This is a genomic window from Gilvimarinus japonicus, from assembly GCF_042847215.1.
GTDB classification, from domain to species: domain Bacteria; phylum Pseudomonadota; class Gammaproteobacteria; order Pseudomonadales; family Cellvibrionaceae; genus Gilvimarinus; species Gilvimarinus japonicus.
The window spans coordinates 1,910,111-1,935,655 of sequence record NZ_AP031500.1; the positions used below are offsets into that span (position 1 = coordinate 1,910,111).

Here is a 25,545-nt window from a genome sequence, read left to right on the forward strand (position 1 = left end):
CCTGATACACCTTTACAGACACGCTAACGCCATGAGACTGACCACCAAAGGCCGATACGCCGTAACCGCGATGCTCGATTTGGCGCTTCACAGCGACAAAGGGCCCGTGAGCTTGGCGGATATATCCGAGCGCCAGGGGATTTCACTCTCGTACCTTGAGCAGCTGTTTGCCAAGCTGCGGCGCGAGTCGCTGGTTAACAGTGTGCGCGGCCCCGGCGGCGGATACTGTTTGGCCGTGAGTGCCGGCGAGGTGTCGGTAGTGCAGGTGGTCGATGCGGTAAGCGAATCACTGGACGCTACTCGCTGTCAGGGAAAGGGCGACTGCCAGGATGGTGAAATTTGCATTACGCATCATCTTTGGCAAGACCTTAGCGGGCAAATACATCAGTTTTTAAGCGGTATCACGCTGGCCGATTTGTTGGCCCGGCGGGATATTCAATCGGTCTGTAAGCGTCAGGATGAGCGCCACGCCGCCGATGCCAATCGCGCGGCGGCTGAGCTGCTCTCTGAAAATATCGTTTGTAGTGACCGCCACTAAGCGGCGCTTGGGGTTAAAACGAGCAACATGACACCCATTTATCTGGATTACGCAGCGACCACGCCGGTGGCGCCCGAGGTGGCCGAGGCCATGGCAAGCTGCTTAACACTCGATGGTACCTTTGCCAATCCGGCGTCGCGTTCGCACCGCTATGGCTGGCAGGCGGAAGAGGCGGTAGAGACCGCCCGCGGGCAGGTGGCCAATTTGGTTGGCGCCGACCCGCGCGAGATCGTTTGGACCAGTGGTGCCACCGAGTCGAATAACCTGGCGTTAAAAGGCGTGTTCGAATCGGCGAATATTGCCGCTGACAGTGTAGGCCATTTGTTGGTTAGTGCGATCGAGCATAAAGCGGTGCTCGATCCCGCACAGTGGTTGGTGGAGCAAGGCCATGAGCTGAGTTTAATTGCCCCGGATAACACCGGCCAAATTAGCGCCGCCTCGGTGCGCGATGCGTTGCAGGAAAATACGCGGTTAGTGAGTGTCATGCTGGTGAATAACGAGCTTGGCACCATCAACCCGATTGCCGAGATTGCCGCGGTGTGTCGCGCCCACGGGTGCTTGCTGCATGTAGATGCCGCTCAGGCCGTGGGCAAATTGCCGGTCAATGTCACCGATCTGGGCGTCGATTTGCTCTCTATGTCGGCCCACAAAATCTATGGCCCCAAAGGGGTCGGTGCGCTTTACGTGCGTCGCAGCGGCGATGTCAAAGTTGCCGCGCAAATACATGGCGGCGGACACGAGCGCGGTATGCGCTCCGGCACGCTGGCTACCCATCAGTGTGTGGGGTTTGGTGTGGCGGCCGAGCTGGCACGTGACGAGCTTGATAGTGCGCCTAACCGAATGGTGGCGTTGCGCGACCGGCTTTGGCGTGGCATTGAGAACTTGCCGGGGGTGCGCCTTAATGGGCACGCCACCGAGCGTGCCTGCGGCCATTTAAATGTGAGCTTTGGCCAGGTCGATGGCGAGCTGTTGCTATTGTCGTTGCGCGAGTTGGCAGTGGCTACAGGCTCCGCTTGCACGTCGGCCAGCATGTCGCCGAGTTACGTGTTAAAAGCCATTGGTTTAAGCGATGCCGAAGCGCTGGCGTCGCTGCGTATTTCTCTGGGGCGTTATACCACGGCCGATGAGGTCGAGCGCGCTATCGGCCACATTAACGCGGTGGTGGGTAAGCTCACCGCAAAAGCCGGATAGGGTAAGCGCGAGCAAAAACAAGATGGCCTTAGGCCGCATCGAATGTTGCCTTGGGCGACATGTGATTAGTCAATTCGGGTGATGCCCGACACTCCGTTACCACGGAGAAAGAGGTGAGAAATGTCTGAACAGGTAGAACACCTAATCAGGAAAGAGTATGCCGCGGGGTTTCACACCGCGATTGAATCGGAAACTTTACCGCCAGGTCTAAACGAAGATGTGGTGCGTTTTATTTCGGCCAAAAAGGACGAGCCCGAGTGGATGCTCGAGTGGCGTTTGCAGGCGTTTCGCGCGTGGCAAGAAATGGACGAGCCCGATTGGGCCAAGGTGAAGTACCCGCCGATAGACTTTCAGTCAATTTCCTACTACAGCGCGCCTAAAAGTATGGAGGATCGTCCGCAAAGTCTGGACGAGGTCGACCCCGAGTTACTGGCGACCTACGAGAAATTAGGTATTCCTCTGCACGAGCAAGAAATGCTCGCCGGCGTCGCCATGGATGTCGTGTTTGATTCCGTCAGCGTAGTTACCACCTTTCGTGAAAAGCTCTCTGAGGCCGGGGTAATTTTTTGCAGCATTAGCGAGGCGCTTGAGAAATACCCCGACCTGGTGAAAAAATATTTAGGCTCGGTGGTGCCGCAAAAAGACAACTATTTTACCGCACTAAACTCGGCGGTTTTTTCCGATGGTTCGTTTGTGTTTATTCCTAAAGGGGTTCGCTGCCCCATGGAGCTTTCAACGTATTTTCGGATTAACGAGCAAAACACCGGTCAGTTTGAGCGCACCCTTATTGTGGCCGAAGAGGGCTCGCACGTAAGCTACCTTGAAGGCTGTACCGCTCCGATGCGCGATGAAAATCAATTACACGCGGCTGTGGTTGAACTGGTTGCCTGTGATCACGCCGAGATTAAGTACTCGACAGTACAAAACTGGTATCCCGGTGACGCCGAAGGCAAAGGTGGCATTTACAACTTTGTAACTAAGCGCGGGGTGTGCCACGAGAGCGCTAAAATTAGCTGGACGCAGGTCGAGACTGGCTCGGCTGTAACTTGGAAGTACCCCAGCTGTGTGTTGCGTGGCGATAACAGCGTGGGCGAATTTTACTCGGTGGCGCTGACCAATAATCTGCAGCAAGCTGACACCGGCACTAAGATGATTCATATCGGCAAAAACACCCGCTCTACGATTATTGCCAAAGGGATCTCGGCTGGTCGCAGCGATAGTAGTTATCGCGGCTTGGTGCGTATGAATCCCGGTGCCGATGGCGCGCGCAACTTTACCCAGTGTGATTCATTGTTAATTGGCGATCGCTGCGGCGCGCACACTTTTCCGTACATCGAGAGTAAAAACCCCAGTGCTGTTATTGAGCACGAAGCGACCACCTCGAAGGTCAGTGACGATCAAATGTTTTTGTGCGCCCAGCGCGGTCTCGATCCAGAGAAAGCGGTATCGATGATTGTGAATGGTTTTTGCCGCGAAGTATTTAAAGAGTTGCCCATGGAATTTGCCGTAGAGGCGGGCAAGTTGCTCGAGGTTAGCCTAGAGGGCTCCGTTGGTTAAGCCTAATGGTTAGGTGCAGTTGTTGCTGCGCACGGTTTACCACGGTCACAAAATTAAACGTTTGAGAGTAAAAAACATATGTTACGCATAGACAACCTTCGCGCCAGTGTAGAAGACAAAGAAATTCTGAAGGGCTTGAGTCTTGAGGTTAAACCCGGTGAGGTGCACGCTATTATGGGCCCCAACGGTGCCGGCAAAAGCACCTTGGGTAATGTTTTGTCGGGCCGCGCGGGTTACGAGGTGAACAGCGGAACCGTTGAGTTTAATGGCAAAAACTTGTTTGACTTTGAAGTCGAAGAGCGCGCTCGCGAAGGCCTGTTTTTGGCGTTCCAGTATCCGGTGGAAATACCCGGGGTGAGCAATATGGAGTTTCTTAAGGTCTCAGTCGACGCGGTTCGTAAACACCGCGGTTTGCCAGAGCTGTCGTCAGTCGAATTTATGAAGCTGGCGCGTGCCACCAGCCAAAAAGTAAAGCTGGATCAGGCCTTTTTAAAGCGCGGTGTTAACGAGGGCTTCTCGGGTGGCGAAAAAAAGCGTAACGAGATTCTGCAAATGATGCTGCTGGAGCCGAGCCTTTGTATTTTGGATGAGACGGACTCGGGGCTTGACATCGATGCCTTACAAACCGTAGCCGAGGGCGTTAACGCAATGCGCAGTGAAGATCGCAGCTTTATTGTGGTTACTCACTACCAGCGGTTGCTCGATTATATTGTGCCCGATTACGTCCACGTTTTATCCGATGGCAAAATTGTTAAATCCGGTGATAAATCTCTGGCGAAAGAGCTTGAAGCCAAAGGTTACGGTTGGCTCGAAAGTGGGGAGGTGTAATGAACGATTTTCAGCAGCAGGCTTTGTCGCAGGCGCAAGCGCTGCTCGCCGAAGACCCGTCGGTCCCCGCATGGCTGACTAATATGCGCCAACAGGGCGCCGATCGGTTTCAGGCAGCCAGCTGGCCCACGCGCCGCACCGAAAACTGGAAGTACACCTCGCTTGCCGCCCTGGGTAAGAAATCTTTTGCGGCGGCGAATGAAAGCGAAGGTGCCGATGCGTTTTCGGGACTCACGGCGGAGGCTTACCGCTTAGTGTTTGTCGATGGTGTGCTGGATGCTAAGGCGAGCGATCCGCTGCCCGAAGCGGCGACTCTGTTTGCCGATGCCAACGCCGCGCAAGCCGAACTTATCAAAGCGCATTTAGGGCGTCTGGCCGATAGCGAACAACATTTGTTTGCCGCTATGAGCGAGGCGCTGTTGGCGCAAGGTGTATTGTTGCATGTGGCCGCCGACACGAAGCTCGACAAGCCTTTTTACATTATCAATCGCATCACTGATGGCGCCACACCGCTGGCCAATACGCGTTTGTTGGTCGTGCTAGAGCGCGGCGCTGAGGCTGAAGTTGTCGAGCATTACGCGACTGCAAGCGATGACACGACGGGCTTTGTGAATGCACAAACTGAGGTGGTAATTGGCGATAACGCGCGTTTTAAGCACTATCGCTTAAACCTTGAAGGGGAGGCGATTCATCACGTTGGTGGCGTCTTTGTCGAGCTGAATCGCGACGCTAACTTTGACGGCTTTGCCATCGCCAAAGGCGCTGAGTTGATGCGTATCGATTATGGCTTGCTGCATTGCGGTAGCGGTGCCCATGTTGAGCTTAACGGTGTGTACTTGCCGCGCAACAAACAGCTGGTGGATTACCACACCAATGTGCAGCACTGTGTGCCGCACTGCACCACGAATGAGGTGTTTCGCGGGATTATTGGCGATCGCGCGCGCGCGGTATTTAACGGCCGTATTCACATTCATAAAGATGCACAGAAAACTTTGGCCGAGCTGAGCAATAAAAACTTGCTGACCTCCAATAAAGCCGAGGTGGACACCAAACCTGAGCTTGAGATTTACGCCGACGATGTGCGCTGTGCTCACGGCGCGACAGTAAGCCAAATTAACGACGCGGCGCTCTACTACTTGCAGACCCGTGGTGTCGCCAAAGAGCAAGCGCGAGTGATGCTAAGCTTTGGCTTTATTAACGAGCTGATTCAGCAAATCGCAAACAGCTCGGTACTGGAGTATTTGTTGCCGGTACTTGCCGATCAGTTTGGTCGCGATACCGATTTGCTGTTGTTGGATGGAGACGACCTTGACTCAGTTTGATGTTGCAAGCGTTAGAGCGCAGTTTCCAATTTTGCAGCAAGAGGTCAATGGTCATCCGTTGGTGTACCTGGATAACGCTGCGACCACGCAAAAGCCTGAGTCGGTGATTGCTGCCATTGCCAATTATTACCGCTATGACAACAGCAATGTGCATCGTGGCGCACACGCGTTAAGTGATCGCGCGACCGAAAAGTTTGAAGGGGCTCGAGCTCAAGTGGCGCAGTTTATTAACGCGCCGGCAAAAGAGCAGCTGCTTTGGACTCGCGGTACCACCGAGGGTATCAATGTTGTGGCCGCCAGCTGGGGGCGCGCACATTTAAAGCCGGGTGATCGTGTTTTAGTCTCTGCCATGGAGCATCACTCTAATATTGTGCCCTGGCAAATGGTGGCAGAGGCCACCGGTGCGACGGTCGAACCAATCGCGGTAAGTGCCGATGGCACTATCGACATAGCCGCCTTTACCGCGCAGTTAGATACGCGTGTAAAAATGGTGGCGATAGGGCATGTCTCTAACGCACTGGGCAGTGTTAACCCAGTGGCTGATATTGTTGCGTTGGCCCACAGTGTGGGTGCCTGTGCCCTGATTGATGCGGCACAGTCCATCGCCCATTGGCCGATTGATGTGCAAGCGCTCGACTGCGACTTTTTGGTGTTTTCGGGCCACAAAATGTTTGGCCCTACCGGCATTGGTGCACTCTATGGCAAACGCGAGCTGCTAGAGGCGATGCCGCCGTATCAAGGCGGTGGCGAGATGATCGAGTCAGTCAGCTTTGCCGGCACGGTATACAACCAGCTGCCATACAAATTTGAGGCTGGGACGCCGAATATCGCGGGCGCTATAGGGTTGGCCGCAGCGGTGGATTTTTTGCAGTCGTTTGATCGGGCGCAGGCCGATGCCCACGAGCAGCAATTGCTAAAAAGTGCTGAGCAACAATTGCAGGCGCTAGGCGGTTATCCCTTGGTGGGTACCTCGGCCAACAAAGTCGCGGTGATGAGTTTTACCTGTGATTTTGCCCACCCGCAAGACGTTGGCATGATACTCGATCAACAAGGTGTCGCGGTGCGCACTGGTAACCACTGCGCGCAGCCGATTATGGATCAGTTTGGAATACCCGGCACAGTGCGGGCCAGTTTTAGTTTGTACAACAACGAAGATGATGTTGCCAAACTTATTGCCGCACTGACCAAAGCCAAAATGTTTCTGGCGTAAGCGTCGAGAGACTTAGGAGGTTTGCATGAGCGTTGAACAGTTTAATCCCGATCAAGCGGCGTTAATTGATGTAACGCCCGCAGCGATCCAGCATTTTAGCCAACAATTGTCCGCTGATAGTGCGGCCAATGCAGTGCGTTTGTCAGTAAAAGAGAGTGGCTGCACAGGGTTTATGTATGTGTTGGATTTGGTCGCAGCACCCAGCGAGGGCGACCGTGAGTTTACCCTGCAAGATGGCGTTACTTTGTATGTTGCCGAGGCAAGTGCGAGCGTTATTCGCGGGACAAAAATTGATTATGTGACCGAGGGCGTCAATCGCCAGTTGTCATTTTTAAACCCCAATGCCAAAGATTACTGCGGCTGCGGTGAGAGCTTCAACGTGGGCTAAGCCCGTACACACGAGCGTTTAATATGGCAACAGAGCGTGAAATGGTGGTGATGCAGGCTGATTGCCCGGCTCGTCGTGTGCCCGACGGCACACCCGTGACCATCCCCAAAGATACTTTTGTGACGATTACCCAGGCGCTTGGGGGAAATTACACCCTGAGCTATCACGGTCAGATGGTGCGCGTTGATGGTACGGACGCGGCGGCACTGGGTAAAGAATCCGAGGCGCTACACTTTACCGATGCCGGTGACGGTCAAATCAGCGCAGAGCAGGTGTGGGAGGCGTTAAGAACCGTTTTTGACCCTGAAATTCCGGTCGATTTGGTCAATTTGGGGCTGATTTACGCGCTGGATATCGATCAGGCTCGCAACCATGTGGGTATCACGATGACCTTGACCGCGCCCGGATGTGGCATGGGGCCCGTATTGGTAGGCGATGTTGAGTACCGGGTTGGTAAAGTGCCCAATGTCCAAGAGGTGGAGGTCGATCTGGTGTTTGACCCACCCTGGAGCCGTGACATGATGAGCGAAGAAGCGCAGTTAGAAACCGGAATGTTTTTTTGAGGCCGCCGCCAGGGGGCGTGTGAAGGTAGGCTAGGTAAGCAGATGAGTGAATTTGGTACAGAAATAACCAGCGCCGACATTATTGATACCCTCGGGTTCTTTGACGGCTGGGAAGACCGCTACAAATATATTATCGATCTTGGTAAAGAGCTGCCGCCGCTGGATGACAGCTATAAGATCGAGCAATACTTAGTGCGCGGTTGCCAGAGTCAGGTATGGTTAGTCAGTGAGCAACGCGGAGATACGCTCTATTTTGCCGCCGATAGCGATGCGTTTATTGTTAAGGGGTTATTGGCCGTGGTGTTGGCCGCCTACAATGGTAAGACCCCCGCTGAGATTGAGGCGTTTGACATAGCCGCCTATTTTGAGGATTTGAACCTGTTAAACCACCTGAGTGCTACCCGGGGCAACGGCTTAAAGTCGATGGTGCAGCGAATTCAGCGTATCGCACAAGAGGCCCGTTAACAGAACCGGCGCCCAGAGTGCTAAAGAGGTGTCAAAATAGCGACCAAAGCCCTGAAAGCGGTATAGTTATTGATATAAAATGACCCAAAACCCGCGTATAATTCGCGGGTTTTGGGTATTGGAGGGGCGCATTTGCCCCGTGAATAGAAATAACGGAGTAACACATGGCTGTAGAGCGGACACTGTCCATTATTAAGCCCGATGCGGTGGGTGACAATCACATTGGCGCGATTATCGCGCGGTTTGAAGACGCTGGGCTGAAAATCGCGGCGCTGAAAATGATTCAGCTGACGCAAAAACAAGCCGAGGGCTTCTACGCCGAGCATAAAGAGCGACCGTTCTTTGCCTCATTGGTGGAATTTATGGTGTCTGGTCCGGTCTGTGTACAGGTTTTGGAGGGTGAAAACGCTATTGCCCTTAACCGCGAGCTGATGGGTGCAACCAACCCGGATGACGCCGCCCCTGGTACTATCCGTGCAGATTTTGCCACCGCAGTAAGCGCTAATGCGGTACACGGCTCTGACTCACCCGAAGCCGCCAAGCGCGAAGTCGCGTACTTTTTTTCCGCTGAGGAAGTTCATTCGCGCTGATTAAGCGCAGGTAAGGTTATGGCAGTATCAAACGTAGAGACGAGTGGCCTAGAGGCCGGCAAGGTCAACCTTTTGGGGTTGCCCGAGTCTAAGCTGGTGGCTTTTTTTGAGTCCATGGGCGAGAAGCGCTTTCGTGCCGCCCAGGTGCTTAAATGGATTCACCAGCTCGGTGTTGACGATTTTGACGAAATGACCAACATCAGCAAACCTCTGCGTGAGAAGCTGAAGCAGCGTTGTGAGATAGTTGCGCCCGAGGTGCTAGAGCAGCTCGACTCGACGGATGGCACCCGCAAGTTTTTAATTCGGGTTTCCGGCGGCAGTGTGGTTGAAACTGTATTTATTCCCGAGGGTGAGCGGGGCACTTTGTGTGTCTCTTCGCAGGTGGGCTGCTCACTCGATTGCAGCTTTTGTGCGACCGGCAAACAGGGTTTTAACCGCGACTTAACCGCCGCCGAGATCATTGGCCAGGTGTGGATTGCGGCTAAATCGTTTGGCCAGTTAGTGGCGGGCGGTCCGCGCCGGGTTACCAACGTTGTGATGATGGGCATGGGCGAGCCGCTCATGAACTTTGATAATGTTGTCGACTCCATGAACTTGATGATGCACGACAACGCTTACGGTATATCTAAACGCCGCGTGACCCTGAGTACCTCGGGTGTGGTGCCGCAGCTGGATCGTCTTGGTGAGTACACCGATGCCTGTTTGGCCATCTCTCTGCATGCGCCGAACGATGAGCTGCGCAACGAGTTGGTACCGATTAACCGTAAATACCCCATCGCGATGCTGCTAGACTCTGCCCAGCGCTACATTGCGGGGTTGCCTGACACGCATCGCAAAATCACCATCGAGTACACCTTGATCGATCACGTCAATGATCGTCCCGAGCATGCGCGCCAATTAGCCGAGCTGCTGCGTGAGGTGCCGGTAAAAATTAATTTGATTCCGTTTAACCCCTTTAATTTGTCTAACTATAAGCGGGTTAGTAATAACGCGCTGCGGCGTTTTCAGGATATTTTGATTGCAGAAGGTTTTATTACCACGGTAAGAACCACACGTGGTGATGATATCGACGCAGCGTGTGGCCAGCTGGCGGGTACGGTGAATGATATTACCAAACGCTCTGAGCGGTATCGCGCAAACTTTGTCAAAGATGAACCTATCACTTTCGTCAGTCAATAATAGACAGTGATGGGCAGGCACGGATGAAGGCTGTAGGCTGGTCGTAAATAATTAAAAGAGGCGCTCTAATGCAGAGTACAGTAAAACGCAATACGACAACGCACTGTAAGGCCGTGGTACGACGTTTAGTTAGTTTATTGGGTGTGTTTGCATGCGCGCTGGCGTTAGCGGCTTGCGTCAGTACCGTGCCCGAGTCCCAGTATCAGGTCGATGAAGATAAAGCGCTCAGCAGTCACGTTGAGTTGGCGCTTAAGTATATCGAAGGCAAAAATCGTGAGTCGGCGCGCCACCATCTACGACGAGCCTTTGAGCTCGACCCCAATTCGGTCGATGCAACCTTTGCCATGGCGATGCTTTACCAGTTAGAAGGTGAGCCGAAGCTCGCCGAAGAGTACTTTAAAAAAACTTTGCGGATTGACAGTCACTATACCCGCGCGCGCAACAATTACGGCGCGTTTTTGTACGCTCATGAACGCTATGACGAGGCCTACAAACAATTTGAAATCGCCTCGGAAGAGCTCGATTACGATAACCGCGCTGAGGTGATGGTTAATTTGGGCCGAACCGCGCTTACCTTAAACAAACCCGAGCAAGCTAAAGCGGCGTTTGAGCGAGCTAACCGTATCAATGCCGGTATCCCGGCGGTGAAGTACGAGCTGGCAACACTGTATTTTGAACAGGGCGATTACGCCTCGGCGAAACGCTATTTGGACGCTTACAGCCAAATAGCACGCCCGGCTCCCCAAACATTATTGTTGGGCATTAAGCTTGAGCGAATTTTTGGTAACAAAGACCGCGAAGCGAGTTACGCCTTAATGCTAAAAAACAAGTATCCGTACACGCAAGAATACCTTGAGTACAAGAAAATTATGCAAGAGCAATAGTCGACGGGTTGTTTATGTCTGATGAAGTAAATCCAGAATCGCAAGCGGGCCCTGGTCCGGGGCCAGGCGCTAAATTGGCCGAAGCTCGCGAGCAGCAGGGAAAGTCTCGTGAGCAAATCGCCAGTGCGTTAAATATCCAGTTGGATAAAATCATCGCGCTGGAAGCAGATCAATATGAAAAGCTGTTCTCACCGGTTTTTACCCGAGGCTATCTGCGCAGCTACGGCAAGTACTTAGGGCTTGACGGCGAAGCGTTAGTGCGTGAGTTTGAAACGGATTTTGTGAGCACCGAAGAGCCTGTGACGCCAAGCGAATCGCTCAACGTAAAAATATCCAATCACCGCTCTGTGTGGCCGGCTCGGCTGGGCTTGGTTGTGGTGCTGCTGTTGTTGCTGGGGCTTTTATATTGGTATGTTGACTCGCAAAAAGGTGCTGTCAGTGCGTCTGCTACCGCGCAGCCTGTTATAAATCGCGATGCCGCTGAGGCGCCGCCGGTCACTAGCCAGGCACCATCTGCTGCGGAGCCAGACTACACACCGGCGATTGCGCTAGCGGCCGATGCAAATGCGGTAAGTGAGAGTATAGGGGCGGAAACTGCAGAGCCTAAGCCGGTTTCGGCTAAACCTGACCTCGATGCCACCGATACCATAACTGAACAACAGAGTGAGCCTGCGACTATTGTCAGTGATATGTCTATTGGCACCACCAGTTCAGCTGATGGCACGGTTTTAGATGAATTGGTGTTGAGCTTTGATAATGAGTGTTGGTTAGAGGTGCTCGATGCCAACGGCGATTCACTGGCGGCCGACCTGCAACGCGAGGGCACCAGTATTACCTTGCACGGCGTGGCGCCATTTAACGTTAAGCTCGGCAACCCCGATGGCGTCGAGATTGCCCTTAATGGTAGTGACGTCGATGTTCCGGACGTTGCCGGCAGCGATAAAGTGGTTAGGTTTGATGTTAATACTGAGGCCTAGTGATGCATAGCGAATCTCCTATTAAGCGACGCCAGTCGCGCCAAATTATGGTTGGCAATGTGCCGGTTGGTGGCGATGCGCCTATCGCGGTGCAAAGCATGACCAACACCGATACCAACGATGTCGCGGCGACGGTTGAGCAGGTTACTCGTTTGCAAAATGCCGGCGCGGACATCGTGCGAGTCTCGGTGCCCACGCTAGAGGCCGCCGACGCCTTTGGTGAAATTCGCAAGCAAGTCAGTGTGCCTTTGGTGGCGGATATTCATTTTGACTACCGAATTGCACTCAAAGTGGCCGACTTAGGCGTCGATTGCTTGCGGATTAACCCAGGTAATATCGGCCGCGATAAGCGTATCCGCGCGGTGGTCGATAAAGCCCGCGATTTAGGGATTCCGATCCGCATTGGTGTTAATGCCGGGTCGCTCGAAAAAGAAATCCAAAAAAAGTACGGTGAGCCAACTCCCGAGGCGCTAGTCGAGTCGGCCATGCGTCATGTGGATATTCTCGACAAATTAAACTTCCCCGACTTTAAAGTCAGCGTAAAGGCATCGGATGTGTTTATGGCCGTGGGTGCCTACCGGCAGCTGGCCACCAAAATTGATCAGCCGTTGCACTTAGGTATCACCGAGGCGGGCGGTTTGCGCTCGGGCACTGTAAAGTCCTCTGTCGGTTTGGGCGCGTTACTGCTTGACGGTATTGGTGACACGATTCGTATTTCGTTGGCGGCGGACCCGGTGGAAGAGGTCAAAGTCGGCTGGGATTTACTGCGCAGCTTAAAGTTACGCAGTAAAGGCGTTAACTTTATCGCCTGCCCAAGCTGCTCGCGGCAAAACTTTGATGTAATCAAAACCATGAACGAGCTGGAGATGCGCGTCGAAGACATCACCGTACCGCTCGATGTTGCTGTGATTGGCTGTGTGGTAAACGGCCCGGGTGAAGCGAAAGAGGCCGACCTAGGTTTGGCCGGCGGCTCGCCCAGCAACTTAGTGTATGTGGATGGCCAGCCCAGCACGAAGTTTGGTAACGATAGCTTGGTGGATAACCTTGAACGTTTAATACGGCAAAAAGCGGACGAAAAGCTTAAGGCCGAAAAAAATATTATCGCTAAAAGCTAATTAGGTTTCACCCAAGACAGGTGTAAGGCAGAACATTGAAAAAAATTCAGGCAATCCGGGGCATGAACGATCTTCTCCCCGATGACATCGCCACATGGCAATATTTAGAAAAAACCGTCACCAGTACACTGGCGCGGTTTGGCTATCGGGAAATCCGTTTTCCTATCATGGAGCAAACACACTTATTTAAACGCTCCATTGGTGAGGTGACCGATATTGTCGAAAAAGAAATGTACACCTTTGACGATCGCAGTGGTGAGAGTGTTACCTTGCGCCCAGAGGGTACCGCCAGCTGCGTGCGCGCCTGCGAGCAACACGGGTTGCTTTATAACCAGACACAGCGGTTGTGGTATATGGGGCCGATGTTTCGCTACGAGCGGCCACAAAAAGGCCGCTACCGTCAGTTTCATCAAATCGGTATTGAAACGTACGGCTTAGAGGGCCCCGATATTGATGCCGAGCTGTTAATGCTAAGCCACAATCTGTTTCAAGCGCTTAAGCTAGACGATTGCGTTGCATTGGAAATTAACTCGCTGGGTAGCGATACCGCACGTGCGCAATTTAGAGAGGCCTTGGTGGTTTACCTAAATGAGCATAAAGATGAGCTAGACGAAGACAGTCAGCGCCGTCTAACCACCAACCCGCTGCGAATTCTTGATAGCAAAGCCGCCGCGACCCAGACATTGTTGGATGGCGGCCCATCGCTATTGGATTACCTCGATGATGAATCTAAAGCGCATTTTGCCACGTTAAAGCAACTGTTGGACGCCGCTGGTGTCCCATACCGGGTCAACCCGCGTTTGGTGCGCGGGCTGGACTACTACGGTCGCACCGCATTTGAGTGGGTAACCGATAAACTAGGGGCCCAGAGTGCCGTGTGTGCCGGTGGCCGCTATGATAATTTAGTGGAGCAGTTAGGTGGCAAGCCGACCCCCGCCGTCGGTTTTGCCATGGGGCTTGAACGCTTGGTCTTGCTGCTGCAAGCGCAACAAGTGGTACCTGCTGAGGCTGAAAATACCTTGGATGTGTATTTGGTGGCGGTGGGGGATGTACAAGCCAGCGCCCTGAGCCTGGCAAAATCTCTGCGCGAAAGTTTGCCGCAGTTGCGCTTAATGATGCACTGCGGTGGCGGTAGCTTTAAGAGCCAGCTAAAAAAAGCCGACAAGAGCGGTGCCTCGGTGGCATTGATTTTGGGTGAAGATGAAGCCGCCAACGATTGTGTCGTGGTAAAGTACCTGCGAAAAGACAAACCCCAACAGAGCTTGGCCCGCACAGAGCTGGCCGCTGTATTGGCACATTACGGTCCGCCGCGCTGATCGCGCGAGCGGATACTTATTTTAGACAGACTATAAGACAGACCCGTTAGGAGTAATTCGTGAGCGATCATCTAACCGAAGAAGAACAACTAGAAAACCTAAAACGCCTCTGGAAGGAGTACGGCTCGACGGTGATCGTCAGCGTAGTGGTCGCTACCGGCGGCTACTTTGGTTGGAATTTTTGGCAGGACCAGCAGCAAGCCAAGGCGGAGGCGGCCTCTGATTTTTACGAGCAGCTGGTGACCACTGCAGGCGAAGGTAACGCGACTGACGAAGCTCATCGAGCGACGATTAGTCACTTGGCTGAACAGGTAAAAGACACCGACAAAGACAGTGCTTACGCGGCACAGGCAGCGTTGTATGCCGCGCAAGCGGCGGTGACTGGGGAGGATCTCGAAACCGCTAAAGGCCAACTTAACTGGGTGCTAGAAAACAGCGATAGCCCAGCGCTGCAAGAGATTGCCCGGCTGCGTTTGGCGCGGGTGCTTGCCTCTGAGGGCAGTTACGATGATGCGCTGTCGCTGGTTGCCAATCAGCCCGCGACCGGTTTTGCCGCCGAGCAAGCGGAAGTGCGCGGCGATATTTTGCGTCAGAATGGCGATAACGCGGCCGCTTTAACGGCTTATCAAAGCGCGATTGAAAAAGTCGGCACCGAGCAACAACAGCGCCGCGTGGTGTTGCAAATGAAAATCGACAATCTCAAATTGGCCAACAGCGCCGAGGAGCCCTCTGCATGAGATACCTAGCACTACTGTGGCTGATGGTTGGCCTGTCTGGCTGCTCTCTGTTCAGTGATGAAGACGGCACCGAGCCCATGGAGCTGGTTGATTTTGAGTCTACGGTTGAGATCAAGCGGGTATGGCATCGCGGTATTGGTGATGGCCAAGGTGACGGCTATACCCGCATTACCCCGGTTATCGATGGCGATACCTTGTATGCCGCGGACTACGAAGGTGAGCTGTATGCTCTAAACCGTAAAACCGGTAAAGTGTTGTGGCGCAAAGATCTAGACACCGTCTTGGCCGGCGGCGTGGGGCTGGGCAAAGGTCAGTTGCTGTTAGGCACCGATGAAGGCGAAGTGTTAGCCCTTAATCTTGCCGACGGCACAGAGTTGTGGCGCACCCAATTAAGCGGCGAGGTCATGTCGGTACCGGCGGGTGACGAGAGTATTGTCGCGGCGCAAACTCTGGACGGTCGTTTAACCGTACTGGACGCCAGTAACGGCGAGGTGATGTGGTTTTACGATAATCCGCCACCGAAGTTGACCTTGCGTGGTCGTCCATCGCCGGTTATTACCGCAGCGGCCGTTTACGCAGGTTTTGCCAACGGTCGGCTGATGTCCTTTAACCCACAAAACGGCCTGATTTTGTGGGAGCAGCGTGTGGCTATGCCCAAAGGTCGCTCGGATCTCGAGAAGATGGTGGATATTCAAGCCTCGCCATTACTGCGCGACGGCATCTTATACCTCAATGGCTATCAGGGGCGTTTGATGGCCGTTAGCCGCTCTAATGGCCGGCCGTTGTGGGCGATAGACTCGTCTAGCTACCAAGAGATCGGTTTGGGTGATGACGCACTCTATATTGCCAAAGATGACAGTGCCGTGGTCGCCTACAATGCGGGCAGCGGTGCCGAGTTGTGGCGCAATGAATTAATGCTGCGCCGCCAGGTAACGGGCCCGGCAGTACTGGGTGATTACGCGGTAGTCGCCGACGAAGAGGGCTATGTGCACTTTTTAAATACCTCGGATGGTCGCTTTGCCGCGCGTGAACGCGTGGATGGCTCGGGCGTTCGTGTCCCGCTGTGGAGCGATGGCGAGCTTTTATATGTGTTGGCCAATGATGGTACACTGGCCGCCTACGCGATCAAGCAAGACTGATTGCACCCATACCCCTGCGGCCCGGGCCGGGCCGCATTCCAGACACAAGATTCAAAACTATGATTCCAGTCATCGCCCTTGTCGGACGACCCAATGTGGGCAAGTCCACCATGTTTAACCGCCTGACACGCTCGCGCGATGCCATTGTGGCCAATTACGAGGGGCTAACCCGCGACCGTAAATACGGCGAGGGTAAGTTTGACGACCGTCGTTATATGCTTATCGATACCGGCGGTATTACCGGTGAAGAGGCGGGGATTGACTCCGCGATGGCCGAGCAGTCGCTACAGGCGATTGATGAAGCCGATGTCGTACTGTTTATGGTGTCGAGCCGCGACGGCGTGACCAGTGGCGATTTTGCTATTGCCAAACACCTGCGCGCCCAGGGCAAAAAAGTCTACTTAGTGGCCAATAAAATTGATGGAATGGACCCGGATATGGTCGCCTCACAATTTTACGAGCTGGGAATCGGCGAAGTTTTTGCCACCACGGCGACCCACGGCCGCGGCGTGAAAAGCTTAATGGAGACTGTGTTTGAAGAGTTGCCAGAGGCCGAAGAGGAACCAATTGCGACGTCAACCGGTATTAAAATTGCCATCGTCGGGCGCCCTAATGTGGGTAAGTCGACCCTAGTAAACCGCATGTTGGGCGAGGATCGTGTGGTGGTCTACGATTTGCCCGGCACCACGCGCGACAGTGTTTATATTCAGTACGAGCGTTTTGATAAGCCCTATACCATTATTGATACCGCAGGTGTTAGGCGTCGCAAAAATGTCTCCGAGACGGTCGAGAAGTTCTCTATCGTAAAAACCTTGCAAGCCATTGATGACGCAAACGTCGTGATTTTGGTCATGGATGCCAGTGAGGGGATCGTCGATCAGGATTTGCATTTGTTGGGCTCGGTCATAGACGCGGGAAGGGCCTTAGTGGTTGCCCTAAACAAATGGGACGGGTTAGAAGATAGCCACAAGCAATACGTTAAAAATGAGTTAGAGCGTCGCTTACGATTTATCGATTTTGCCAATATTCATTTTATCTCGGCGCTGCACGGCACTGGCGTGGGTAATTTGTACAAGTCTATCGAGCAAGCCTATAACTCGGCGACCGATAAGCTATCGACCAGCTTTTTAACGCAAGTACTACAAGATGCGGTCAAAGAGCACCAGCCGCCGATGGCCGCAAACGGGCGCCGTATTAAACTGCGTTATGCGCACGCCGGTGGCAGTAATCCACCGGTGATTATAATTCACGGCAACCAGACCGCTAAAGTGCCGGCTCACTACGTGCGCTACCTAGAAAAAACCTTCCGCACCGCCTTAAAATTGCGCGGTACACCGGTGCGGGTGGAGTTTAAAACCGGCGATAACCCCTTTTCTGGTCGCAAAAAGCCTAATCCCTCGGCGCCGCGTAACGCTCGTATCCGTCGCTCGCCCCGTAAAGGTAGCTAGCCCTAGCAAATTATTGGCGGCGCTGAGGAGCTTGTTGGCGTGAACCCCTTTGTTGTAATTGCCCTGACGCTGGCGTTGGGGCTTGTTTTACAATTTACCCGCGTGGCGGGTGAGCGCGCCGCCGCGCGCTTAAACGCTTATGTCATAAATTTTGCCCTGCCTTGTTTAATTCTCTACGAGATGCCGCGTTTAACCTTTGATGCAACCGCGCTACTACCTGTTATCACCGCGTGGGCGGTTATGGTGTTAACAGCGTTGCTTGTTTGGTTGGTGGCGCATCTCGCGCACTGGTCGCGCTCTGTCACAGGTTGTTTGCTGTTGCTGATGCCCCTAGGCAATACCGGGTTTGTTGGTATTCCGCTTATCGATGCGCTAGTGGGTACCGATGGGGTCGGCTACGCTATTTTGTACGATCAGTTTGGCACCTTTCTCGCGCTCAATACCTTTGGCATTGTGATTGCCGCCAGCTTTGGTGGTGGCAAAAGCTCAGTTGGTTTAATCGCGCGAAAAATCATTACGTTTCCGCCCTTTATTAGTTTATTACTTGCCCTGATGGTGTTGCTGTTTGATATCCCGTACCCAGAGGTTGCATCGCAGTTTTTACACTGGAGTGCCGCAACCTTGGTGCCCGTGGTAATGGTGGCGGTTGGCATCTCGTGGCATTTGCAGCTCGAGCGGCGCCACATAAAGGTTTTTGCGTTTGGTCTTGGCGTACTGTTGCTTATTAAACCTCTGATGGCGTGGAAGATCGCCGGGTTTATTGGAGGCGACGATTTGGCGCTTACGATTGTGGTGTTAGAGGCGGGCATGCCGGCGATGATCTCGGCCGGTGCGTTGGCGATGCGTTACGATTTGGCGCCGCGCTTGGCGGCGTCATTGGTAGGTTACAGTTTGCCCGTCGGGCTGCTGTCGTTGTTTTTTTGGCGCGCTGTCGTCGCTTAGCTTTGATGCTGGTGCCAAAATGGTTGGCCGATGGTCGGTGTGCTGGGGCTGGCGGTTTGACGTTTCTGCATCAGTCCGGCGTTAAAGGCACGGCGGCCGGCAATAATGCCGTCGGCAAAAGCGCGTGCCATTAGCGGCGGATTACCGGCTTTCGCTACCGCAGTGTTCAGTAAAATCCCATCAAACCCCATCTCCATCGCTTCGGTTGCTTGCGAGGGTGCACCCAACCCGGCATCGACAATAAGTGGTACCTCAAAGCGCTGGCGCAACGCGTTTAAATGATAGCGGTTGAGTAGGCCCTGACCGGTGCCGATGGGAGAGCCCCAAGGCATTAACACTTGGCAGCCGACGTCTAGCAATCGCTGGCAAACAATTAAATCTTCGGTGCAGTAGGGCAGAACCTTAAACCCTTGGCTGATGAGCTCGCTTGCGGCGTCAATCAGGGCAAATGAGTCGGGTTGTAAATTGTAATCGTCGCCTACTACTTCAAGTTTTATCCAGTCGGTCGCAAACATCTCGCGGGACATCAATGCCAGGTTGATCGCCTCTTTTGCGGTTTTACAGCCGGCGGTATTGGGCAATAATTTACAACCGCTCTCGCGGATGTATTGCCAGATCGTCTCGCCGTCACCATTGGCCGGATTTTGTCGGCGCAAACCGAGGGTGACGATGTCGCAGTCTGAGTGATCGATGGCATCGCGCATTAATTGCGGTGAGTCGTATAGGGCCGTGCCGAGTAAAAAGCGGCTGTTAAAATGCTCGCCGTAAAGCGTTAGCGGGTCTGTGGTGGTTGCCGGTTTATTCATTTTTAGCCGCCTCCAACGGGTTGCACGATGTCGACCAGATCGCCACTCGCAAGTAAGGTGTTGTGGTACTGCGAGCGAGGCACAAACTCGCCGTTGACGGCGGCGGCAAACTTTTCGCCTACGGCACTTTGATTTTGCCACTCGGCGATAGCGTCTTTAAGGGTGGTTGCCGGGGCGATTTCCAAGCAGTTTCCGTTTAAAAAAACTTCAATGGTTTTCTGGCTCATAAACTCACCTTTTGTGCCAACGGCGTGGCGTGAGAGTGCTGAATCAATGACGAAAATTCGTCGCTGGAGGTCGGTAGGTTAAAAGTCGTTAATAGCAGCTCGACCATGACCGGTGCCAATAAATAACCGTGGCGGTATAGTCCGTTTGCGCAAATCAAACCGTCGTCGCGGGTGATTTTAGGAAGGTTGTCGATATAGGCTGGTCGCAAATTGCTGTCGGATTCAACAATGCGCGACTCAGCAAAAGCTGGAGCCAACGTGTACAGCGCGCTGGATAGTTCTAGTGACGATTGCAAGCTGATAGGTGAGGTGTCTTCACTTTCTATTTGCGTGGCGCCAATAATGTAGCGTTGGTTGGGTTTAGGCACAATATACAGTTGATAGCGCGGGTGCATCAATCGCACTGGCCGCTGTAGGTTTACTTCGCTGGTGTAGACGTGCAGTGTCTCGCCGCGTACGCCGCGCAGCGATGGCTGTTGCGTTTTGGCACCAAAACCACGGCAGTCAATGACCCAGTCGTACGCCGTTTTTTGCTGGCGGTTTAGCTGGGTGATTGTGTGGGGCGCAACAGCCACAGGCGTGTTATCGGTTAGCGTTACCTTATCGCTGTGGCGTAGATATTCCAGTAAGGTTTGCAACAGTTGACGGTTGTCGAGGTGGGCCTCATTTTCTAACAACAATGCGCGTTTAAATTGTGGGTTTAAATCAGGCTCAACAGTTTGTATTTGGCTGGCATTAAGCGATTGCATAGCAATGTTGTTGCGCCCAATCACTCGGGTTAAATCAGCTTCAAACTGAACCAGCTCGCAATCGTCTTGTGGATGGGCGACCACCAAACTGCCGTTGCAGTGAAAATGCGTGAGCGCCTGCGGACCAAGCTCGCTTAACCACTGCGGCCAGAGCGTTAGGCTGTGCAGCCCCATACGATAAATTTGATAGTCTGAGACCACCGCTTCACTTAGCGGTGATAGCATTCCGGCGGCACTCGTTGCCGCGGCAGTTGGGGCGTCGAGCGAGCCCGCTTCATATACATCGACATGTATGCCTGCGCGCGATAGTCGCCACGCGGTTAAGCGGCCTAGTAAGCCTGCGCCGGCAATCGCCACGCGAGAGGGTGCAGAGCGAGTGGTTAAAGAGTCAATCACGGTGCCTCGAATAATCGTTGAGGCTGAGGAGGGCGCACGAATGCGTTACTTGTTTCCTCCGCAGGTATCAGCCTGTTCAGGTTCCACGGGTTCGGACGTACCGATCTCAGCCTCCGTCCCTGTCTTAAACAGGTCGAGGCGCCCCGACAAGAGCGCTCAATATAATGGGTTTACGCGAGCCGTGCAATCTTGATGAGCTTTGCCCGAGTGATTAACCCTCAATGATCTGGCAGTGCAGTTCGCCGCGTGCGAGCTTGGCTGTTACTTTATCGCCTTGTTGTACTGCATCGCTGTCACGCACTATTTTGCCGTGGGAGTCGGTGACTAACGCATAACCGCGCTCTAACGTGCTGAGCGGGCTGACGCTGTGCAGTAGACGCGCATTCTCGCCGAGGCGCTGAGAGGCGCGCTGGTGACTGGCTTGCCACTGCTGCATAAGGGCGCTGCGGGTTCGCTGGAATTGCGCTTTTAGGTGTTGCAGCGCGTAGCGTGGGTCTGGTTGGCGAGCCTCTAAGTTGGCGAGCGTTTGTTTTGTGCGCTCTAGCTTGTGGTTGATGGCGCTGTTTAAACGCAATTCGAGTTGGTCGAGCCTTTGGGACTGCTGCCGTAAGTGGTCACCGGGGTGGCGTAGTCGCTTTTGTAAATGATTGAGTTGCTCGCTCAAGCGCTGTAAGCGACGTTGAATCGTTTGCCCTAGGTGACGCTCGCGCACTTGCAGGCGCACCAGTTGCTCACTGACATCGGGCACGACCAATTCGGCAGCCGCCGATGGGGTGGGGGCGCGTACATCGGCGACAAAGTCGGCAATGGTGACGTCCACCTCGTGCCCCACAGCGCTGATAAGCGGCACGGGGCATAGAGAGATGGCCCGTGCGACCCGCTCGTCATTAAACGGCCATAAATCTTCCAGCGAGCCACCGCCGCGGGTTAGCAGCAGTACATCAAACAGTTGACTGCGGGCCGCCATGGCAAGTGCCTGGACAATCGCGGGGGCCGCTTCGGTGCCTTGCACCGGCACCGGAATAATACTCACAGGAATCGCGGGGTAGCGTCTTTGTAACACCGACAGGACGTCGCGAATCGCCGCACCGGTGGGCGAGGTGATCACGCCAATGTGGCGCGGTAGCTCGGGCAGCGCTTGTTTGCGCTCGGGGTCAAACAAGCCTTCTTTAGCCAGTTTGTCTTTTAGTTGTTCGTAGGCGCGTTGCAGTGCACCGTGGCCAGCCGGCTCCATGTGCTCGGCAATCAGCTGGTAGTCGCCCCGGCCCTCGTACAAGCTTACCCGTGCACGCAGCAACACTTGCTCGCCCTGTGTCGGGGTGAAGCGCAGCCCAGCGTTACGGTTACGAAACATCGCGCAGCGTACTTGGGCGGCATCGTCTTTTAAGGTGAAGTACCAGTGGCCCGAGCTGGGCCTGGCAAAGTTTGAAATCTCGCCCTCAATCCAAACCAGAGGCAGGTGGGTTTCTAGCAGCTGGCGGCTAAGGCGGTTGAGCGCTGTAACGCTGTAGATGGTGCGGCTGTTATCGGTTGCTGTGTAATCCATGGGGTGATTGTAACAAAGCTAGGCTAAATTGGTGCCGGTAAAGTGCTATTTTGAGCTTTTTATATCGTGTGGTTGTAAGCCGCAAAAATAAAAGAATATCAGTCAGTTAGCGCGGCGTGCCCCGGATTTCTCTGGTTTACTGGCGGCCTATAAATAGAGTACAATGCCGCGCTTATTTTCTATTGGCGCAAAGGTTGGATAGCTATGTTGCGAATCGCTGAAGAGGCTCTCACGTTTGACGATGTTTTGCTGGTACCCGGTTACTCCGAGGTCACCCCTAAGGATGTGTCGTTAAAAACACGCCTGACCCGCGGAATTTCGCTCAATATACCGCTTATCTCCGCGGCCATGGATACTGTCACCGAAGCGCGTTTGGCCATCGCCATTGCGCAAGAGGGCGGTATCGGCATTATCCACAAAAGCATGTCGATTGAAAAACAGGCGCAGCAAGTGCGCGCTGTTAAAAAATACGAAGCCGGTGTGGTTAAAGATCCGATCACCATCGAGGCAAACTCCACCATTAACGACCTGTTGCAGTTGACTCAAGCACACAACATCTCGGGCGTTCCGGTGCTTGAAAATGGCGACTTGGTTGGTATTGTCACTCGTCGCGATGTGCGCTTTGAGGCCAATTTAGACGCGACTGTCTCGAGCATTATGACACCCAAGGCGAAGCTGGTGACCGCACTTGAGGGCACCTCGGCGGCGGACATTCGGGTATTGCTGCACAAACATCGCATCGAAAAGGTGCTGATCGTGAACGACAAGTTTGAGCTGCGCGGCATGATCACCGTAAAAGACATTAATAAAGCTGAGCAATACCCCAGTGCCAGCAAAGACCCCGAGGGTCGCTTACGCGTTGGTGCGAGTGTTGGTACCAGTGCTGATACTGATGACCGAGTGAAAGCGCTGGTTGATGCCGGGGTTGATGTACTGGTGGTGGACACCGCTCACGGACACTCCAAAAATGTGCTTGATGGGGTTCGCGCGATTAAACAAAAATACCCCGATCTTCAAGTGATCGGCGGTAACATCGCCACCGCAGAGGCGGCCAAAGCGTTGGCCGATGCTGGCGCCGATGCTGTTAAAGTGGGGATTGGCCCAGGCTCCATTTGCACCACGCGTATTGTCAGTGGTGTGGGTGTGCCTCAGGTGTCGGCGATTGCCAATGTGGTTTCGGCGCTAAAAGATACGGGCGTGCCGGTGATTGCCGATGGCGGTGTGCGCTTTAGCGGCGACTTGGCTAAGGCCATCGTTGCCGGTGCCGACTGCGTGATGATGGGCTCGATGTTTGCCGGAACCGAAGAGGCCCCCGGTGAAGTTGAGTTGTTTCAGGGGCGCACCTACAAAGCCTATCGCGGCATGGGGTCGTTGGGTGCTATGGCGCAAACCCAAGGTTCGTCTGATCGCTACTTTCAAGACGCCAGCGCCGGCGCTGAAAAGCTGGTGCCAGAAGGCATTGAAGGCCGTGTTCCTTACAAGGGGCCACTGCATGTGATCGTGCATCAGATGATGGGCGGCTTGCGCTCGGCCATGGGCTACACGGGTAGCCGTGATATCATCGAGATGCGCACTCAGCCCAAATTTGTCCGAGTGACCTCGGCGGGTATGGGCGAGAGCCATGTACACGATGTGCAGATCACCAAAGAGGCGCCTAACTATCCTATTAGTGGCCGCTAATCTGATTCTGCTCAGCATCAAAACCCCCGCCATGGTGTGCGGGGGTTTTTCATTTTTACAGTTAACTTAACCGTTGCGGAAACCCTATGACTCAGGATATTCACGCTCAGCGTATTCTCATTCTCGATTTTGGCTCTCAATATACACAGCTAATTGCTCGCCGTGTGCGCGAGGTGGGGGTTTACTCCATTATTCGTGCTTACGACATGAGCGAAGAAGAAATTCGCGAGTTTGACCCCAACGGTATTATTCTTGCCGGTGGCCCTGAGTCCGTCACCTTAGCTAACTCGCCCCGCGCCCCTGAAGTGGTATTTAAACTGGGCGTACCTGTATTGGGTATTTGTTACGGCATGCAAACTATGGCCGAGCAGTTGGGCGGCGCTGTACAAGGCTCGGCGATTCAGGAGTTTGGTTACGCGCAAGTAAAAATCGATAGCAACGGCCCGCTGATTGACGACATTAAAGATCACGTCGACGCCGAAGGTAATGCGCTACTGGATGTGTGGATGAGTCACGGCGATAAAGTGATTTCTTTGCCTGAGGGCTTTACGGTTATGGCCTCGACGCCATCGTGCCCCATTGCCGGTATGTACTGTGACGAGAAAGATTTTTACGGCCTGCAGTTTCACCCCGAGGTGACCCACACGCTACAGGGCAAGCGTATTTTTGAGCACTTTGTGCTTAAGCTTTGCGGTTGCGAACCTCTGTGGACCCCCGCCAATATCGTCGATGATGCGCTGGTAAAAATTCGCGAACAAGTCGGCACCGATAAAGTCCTGTTGGGGCTGTCAGGCGGTGTTGATTCATCCGTTGTGGCCGCGCTGTTGCACAAAGCCATTGGCGATCAGCTGACCTGTGTGTTTGTCGATAACGGTTTGCTACGCAAGTCGGAGGGCGATCAAGTGATGGACATGTTTGCGAAAAACATGGGTGTTAAAGTGATTCGCGCCGATCGTGAAGCGTTGTTTTTGTCACGCTTAAGCGGCGAAGATGATCCGGAGCGCAAGCGTAAAATTATCGGTAATAGCTTTATCGAAGTATTCGATGAAGAGGCTACCAAAATTCGCGATGTGAAATGGTTGGCGCAGGGAACGATTTACCCCGATGTGATTGAATCGGCAGCCGCTAAGACGGGTAAAGCACATGTCATTAAGTCGCACCACAATGTCGGCGGCTTACCAGATGATATGGCGCTGGAGCTGGTTGAGCCGTTACGAGAACTGTTTAAAGACGAAGTGCGGGCCATCGGCTTAGAGTTGGGCTTGCCTTACGATATGGTTTATCGTCACCCTTTCCCCGGGCCAGGTTTGGGCGTGCGTATTTTGGGCGAAGTCAAAAAAGAATACGCCGATATTTTACGCGAGGCCGATGCTATCTTTTTAGAAGAGCTGCACGCCGCCGATTGGTACCACAAAACCAGCCAGGCGTTTGCCGTTTTCTTGCCGGTTAAATCGGTGGGTGTGGTTGGCGACGGCCGCCGTTACGAGTGGGTTATCGCGCTGCGCGCGGTCGAGACTGTCGACTTTATGACAGCTCGTTGGGCGCATTTACCTTACGAGCTGTTGGAGAAAACCTCGAACCGCATTATCAACGAAATCTCCGGTGTTTCGCGGGTTACCTACGATGTATCCAGTAAGCCGCCCGCCACCATCGAGTGGGAGTAATGTGTTTAGCGGGCCTAAAAAAGCGTGTGGCATTGTACTTTGCAGTGCGCTGTTTGCTCTGGCAGGTTGTGGCTCGTTAATAATGGGT

The 25,545-nt window shown here is 53.8% G+C and carries 25 protein-coding genes and 1 riboswitch; of the genes, 21 read left to right on the forward strand and 4 right to left on the reverse strand.

The window, feature by feature from the left end:
- Positions 1–31: 31 nt before the first annotated feature.
- The 19 genes from iscR to ACGHAD_RS08250 all read left to right on the forward strand — a co-directional run bounded on the left by iscR (position 32) and on the right by ACGHAD_RS08250 (position 18,389).
- On the forward strand, positions 32–538 hold the full coding sequence (gene iscR, locus ACGHAD_RS08160; protein WP_382415781.1) for a Fe-S cluster assembly transcriptional regulator IscR: 507 nt from the start codon (positions 32–34) through the stop codon (positions 536–538).
- Positions 539–565: 27 nt separating this feature from the next.
- Complete coding sequence (locus ACGHAD_RS08165) at positions 566–1,729, forward strand: cysteine desulfurase family protein (RefSeq protein ID WP_382415779.1); 1,164 nt, start codon at positions 566–568, stop codon at positions 1,727–1,729.
- Positions 1,730–1,849: 120 nt separating this feature from the next.
- The gene (gene sufB, locus ACGHAD_RS08170; RefSeq protein ID WP_382415777.1) at positions 1,850–3,286 is read left to right on the forward strand and encodes a Fe-S cluster assembly protein SufB; all 1,437 of its coding nucleotides are present in this window, start codon (positions 1,850–1,852) and stop codon (positions 3,284–3,286) included.
- Positions 3,287–3,364: 78 nt separating this feature from the next.
- On the forward strand, positions 3,365–4,114 hold the full coding sequence (sufC, locus tag ACGHAD_RS08175; RefSeq protein WP_382415775.1) for a Fe-S cluster assembly ATPase SufC: 750 nt from the start codon (positions 3,365–3,367) through the stop codon (positions 4,112–4,114).
- Positions 4,114–5,436 carry a Fe-S cluster assembly protein SufD gene (gene sufD / locus ACGHAD_RS08180; RefSeq protein ID WP_382415773.1) on the forward strand — a complete coding sequence of 441 codons (1,323 nt, stop codon included), beginning with the start codon at positions 4,114–4,116 and terminating at the stop codon, positions 5,434–5,436. Before sufC ends, sufD begins: the two co-directional genes overlap by 1 nt.
- The gene (locus tag ACGHAD_RS08185) at positions 5,411–6,646 is read left to right on the forward strand and encodes an aminotransferase class V-fold PLP-dependent enzyme (RefSeq protein ID WP_382415771.1); all 1,236 of its coding nucleotides are present in this window, start codon (positions 5,411–5,413) and stop codon (positions 6,644–6,646) included. Before sufD ends, ACGHAD_RS08185 begins: the two co-directional genes overlap by 26 nt.
- A gap of 25 nt (positions 6,647–6,671) precedes the next feature.
- Positions 6,672–7,034 (forward strand): iron-sulfur cluster assembly accessory protein, encoded by a 363-nt coding sequence (locus ACGHAD_RS08190; protein ID WP_339615405.1) that lies wholly within the window; start codon positions 6,672–6,674, stop codon positions 7,032–7,034.
- A 23-nt stretch (positions 7,035–7,057) separates the two neighbouring features.
- The gene (gene sufT / locus ACGHAD_RS08195; protein ID WP_382415769.1) at positions 7,058–7,597 is read left to right on the forward strand and encodes a putative Fe-S cluster assembly protein SufT; all 540 of its coding nucleotides are present in this window, start codon (positions 7,058–7,060) and stop codon (positions 7,595–7,597) included.
- A gap of 42 nt (positions 7,598–7,639) precedes the next feature.
- Positions 7,640–8,062 (forward strand): SufE family protein, encoded by a 423-nt coding sequence (locus ACGHAD_RS08200; RefSeq protein ID WP_382415768.1) that lies wholly within the window; start codon positions 7,640–7,642, stop codon positions 8,060–8,062.
- Between the two features lie 164 nt (positions 8,063–8,226).
- Positions 8,227–8,652 carry a nucleoside-diphosphate kinase gene (ndk, locus tag ACGHAD_RS08205; RefSeq protein WP_382415766.1) on the forward strand — a complete coding sequence of 142 codons (426 nt, stop codon included), beginning with the start codon at positions 8,227–8,229 and terminating at the stop codon, positions 8,650–8,652.
- Positions 8,653–8,670: 18 nt separating this feature from the next.
- Entirely contained in the window at positions 8,671–9,831 is a 1,161-nt protein-coding gene (gene rlmN / locus ACGHAD_RS08210) for a 23S rRNA (adenine(2503)-C(2))-methyltransferase RlmN (protein WP_339615401.1), read from the forward strand.
- 68 nt (positions 9,832–9,899) lie between these two features.
- On the forward strand, positions 9,900–10,715 hold the full coding sequence (gene pilW / locus ACGHAD_RS08215) for a type IV pilus biogenesis/stability protein PilW (protein ID WP_382415764.1): 816 nt from the start codon (positions 9,900–9,902) through the stop codon (positions 10,713–10,715).
- A gap of 14 nt (positions 10,716–10,729) precedes the next feature.
- Positions 10,730–11,692, forward strand: coding sequence for a helix-turn-helix domain-containing protein (locus tag ACGHAD_RS08220; protein ID WP_382415762.1), 963 nt, complete (start codon positions 10,730–10,732; stop codon positions 11,690–11,692).
- A 2-nt stretch (positions 11,693–11,694) separates the two neighbouring features.
- A complete protein-coding gene (gene ispG / locus ACGHAD_RS08225; RefSeq protein ID WP_339615398.1) occupies positions 11,695–12,807 on the forward strand; it encodes a flavodoxin-dependent (E)-4-hydroxy-3-methylbut-2-enyl-diphosphate synthase in 1,113 nt (370 codons plus the stop codon).
- 35 nt (positions 12,808–12,842) lie between these two features.
- Positions 12,843–14,123: a histidine--tRNA ligase gene (hisS, locus tag ACGHAD_RS08230; protein WP_382415760.1), complete on the forward strand. Its 1,281-nt coding sequence runs from the start codon at positions 12,843–12,845 to the stop codon at positions 14,121–14,123.
- A 59-nt stretch (positions 14,124–14,182) separates the two neighbouring features.
- On the forward strand, positions 14,183–14,860 hold the full coding sequence (locus tag ACGHAD_RS08235; protein ID WP_382415758.1) for a YfgM family protein: 678 nt from the start codon (positions 14,183–14,185) through the stop codon (positions 14,858–14,860).
- A complete protein-coding gene (bamB, locus tag ACGHAD_RS08240; protein WP_382415756.1) occupies positions 14,857–15,999 on the forward strand; it encodes an outer membrane protein assembly factor BamB in 1,143 nt (380 codons plus the stop codon). Before ACGHAD_RS08235 ends, bamB begins: the two co-directional genes overlap by 4 nt.
- A 59-nt stretch (positions 16,000–16,058) precedes the next feature.
- Positions 16,059–17,447, forward strand: a complete 1,389-nt coding sequence (gene der / locus ACGHAD_RS08245) for a ribosome biogenesis GTPase Der (protein WP_382415754.1) — start codon at positions 16,059–16,061, stop codon at positions 17,445–17,447.
- A gap of 39 nt (positions 17,448–17,486) precedes the next feature.
- Positions 17,487–18,389, forward strand: coding sequence for an AEC family transporter (locus ACGHAD_RS08250; RefSeq protein WP_382415752.1), 903 nt, complete (start codon positions 17,487–17,489; stop codon positions 18,387–18,389).
- On the opposite strand, the gene ACGHAD_RS08255 is transcribed toward ACGHAD_RS08250, so the two are convergent.
- From ACGHAD_RS08255 to xseA, 4 genes are all read right to left on the reverse strand, one after another.
- Positions 18,386–19,195, reverse strand: a complete 810-nt coding sequence (locus ACGHAD_RS08255; protein WP_382415750.1) for a thiazole synthase — start codon at positions 19,193–19,195, stop codon at positions 18,386–18,388. The genes ACGHAD_RS08250 and ACGHAD_RS08255 overlap by 4 nt on opposite strands.
- A 2-nt stretch (positions 19,196–19,197) precedes the next feature.
- A complete protein-coding gene (gene thiS / locus ACGHAD_RS08260) occupies positions 19,198–19,422 on the reverse strand; it encodes a sulfur carrier protein ThiS (RefSeq protein ID WP_339615391.1) in 225 nt (74 codons plus the stop codon).
- Positions 19,419–20,567 (reverse strand): glycine oxidase ThiO, encoded by a 1,149-nt coding sequence (gene thiO, locus ACGHAD_RS08265; protein WP_382415748.1) that lies wholly within the window; start codon positions 20,565–20,567, stop codon positions 19,419–19,421. The genes thiS and thiO overlap by 4 nt, the downstream gene beginning before the upstream one ends.
- Positions 20,568–20,603: 36 nt before the next feature.
- Positions 20,604–20,723: riboswitch (TPP riboswitch) on the reverse strand.
- 55 nt (positions 20,724–20,778) lie between these two features.
- Positions 20,779–22,113, reverse strand: coding sequence for an exodeoxyribonuclease VII large subunit (xseA, locus tag ACGHAD_RS08270; protein ID WP_382415746.1), 1,335 nt, complete (start codon positions 22,111–22,113; stop codon positions 20,779–20,781).
- Positions 22,114–22,317: 204 nt separating this feature from the next.
- Here xseA and guaB point away from each other — a divergent pair, with 204 nt between their 5' ends.
- Positions 22,318–23,793 carry an IMP dehydrogenase gene (gene guaB / locus ACGHAD_RS08275; RefSeq protein ID WP_339615388.1) on the forward strand — a complete coding sequence of 492 codons (1,476 nt, stop codon included), beginning with the start codon at positions 22,318–22,320 and terminating at the stop codon, positions 23,791–23,793.
- Between the two features lie 86 nt (positions 23,794–23,879).
- Positions 23,880–25,457 carry a glutamine-hydrolyzing GMP synthase gene (guaA, locus tag ACGHAD_RS08280; protein ID WP_339615387.1) on the forward strand — a complete coding sequence of 526 codons (1,578 nt, stop codon included), beginning with the start codon at positions 23,880–23,882 and terminating at the stop codon, positions 25,455–25,457.
- The last annotated feature ends 88 nt before the right edge of the window (positions 25,458–25,545 follow it).

Bases quoted from the DNA above. Each gene is read 5' to 3' on its own strand.
- ACGHAD_RS08190 (WP_339615405.1), top strand. From the start codon at position 6,672: ATGAGCGTTGAACAGTTTAATCCCGATCAAGCGGCGTTAATTGATGTA.
- sufT (WP_382415769.1), top strand. From the start codon at position 7,058: ATGGCAACAGAGCGTGAAATGGTGGTGATGCAGGCTGATTGCCCGGCT.
- pilW (WP_382415764.1), top strand. From the start codon at position 9,900: ATGCAGAGTACAGTAAAACGCAATACGACAACGCACTGTAAGGCCGTG.
- xseA (WP_382415746.1), bottom strand. From the start codon at position 22,113: ATGGATTACACAGCAACCGATAACAGCCGCACCATCTACAGCGTTACA.
- guaA (WP_339615387.1), top strand. From the start codon at position 23,880: ATGACTCAGGATATTCACGCTCAGCGTATTCTCATTCTCGATTTTGGC.
- ACGHAD_RS08200 (WP_382415768.1), top strand. From the start codon at position 7,640: ATGAGTGAATTTGGTACAGAAATAACCAGCGCCGACATTATTGATACC.
- iscR (WP_382415781.1), top strand. From the start codon at position 32: ATGAGACTGACCACCAAAGGCCGATACGCCGTAACCGCGATGCTCGAT.
- thiS (WP_339615391.1), bottom strand. From the start codon at position 19,422: ATGAGCCAGAAAACCATTGAAGTTTTTTTAAACGGAAACTGCTTGGAA.
- ACGHAD_RS08255 (WP_382415750.1), bottom strand. From the start codon at position 19,195: ATGAATAAACCGGCAACCACCACAGACCCGCTAACGCTTTACGGCGAG.
- ispG (WP_339615398.1), top strand. From the start codon at position 11,695: ATGCATAGCGAATCTCCTATTAAGCGACGCCAGTCGCGCCAAATTATG.
- ndk (WP_382415766.1), top strand. From the start codon at position 8,227: ATGGCTGTAGAGCGGACACTGTCCATTATTAAGCCCGATGCGGTGGGT.
- sufB (WP_382415777.1), top strand. From the start codon at position 1,850: ATGTCTGAACAGGTAGAACACCTAATCAGGAAAGAGTATGCCGCGGGG.
- ACGHAD_RS08220 (WP_382415762.1), top strand. From the start codon at position 10,730: ATGTCTGATGAAGTAAATCCAGAATCGCAAGCGGGCCCTGGTCCGGGG.
- bamB (WP_382415756.1), top strand. From the start codon at position 14,857: ATGAGATACCTAGCACTACTGTGGCTGATGGTTGGCCTGTCTGGCTGC.
- der (WP_382415754.1), top strand. From the start codon at position 16,059: ATGATTCCAGTCATCGCCCTTGTCGGACGACCCAATGTGGGCAAGTCC.
- guaB (WP_339615388.1), top strand. From the start codon at position 22,318: ATGTTGCGAATCGCTGAAGAGGCTCTCACGTTTGACGATGTTTTGCTG.
- ACGHAD_RS08185 (WP_382415771.1), top strand. From the start codon at position 5,411: ATGGAGACGACCTTGACTCAGTTTGATGTTGCAAGCGTTAGAGCGCAG.
- rlmN (WP_339615401.1), top strand. From the start codon at position 8,671: ATGGCAGTATCAAACGTAGAGACGAGTGGCCTAGAGGCCGGCAAGGTC.
- sufD (WP_382415773.1), top strand. From the start codon at position 4,114: ATGAACGATTTTCAGCAGCAGGCTTTGTCGCAGGCGCAAGCGCTGCTC.
- sufC (WP_382415775.1), top strand. From the start codon at position 3,365: ATGTTACGCATAGACAACCTTCGCGCCAGTGTAGAAGACAAAGAAATT.
- ACGHAD_RS08165 (WP_382415779.1), top strand. From the start codon at position 566: ATGACACCCATTTATCTGGATTACGCAGCGACCACGCCGGTGGCGCCC.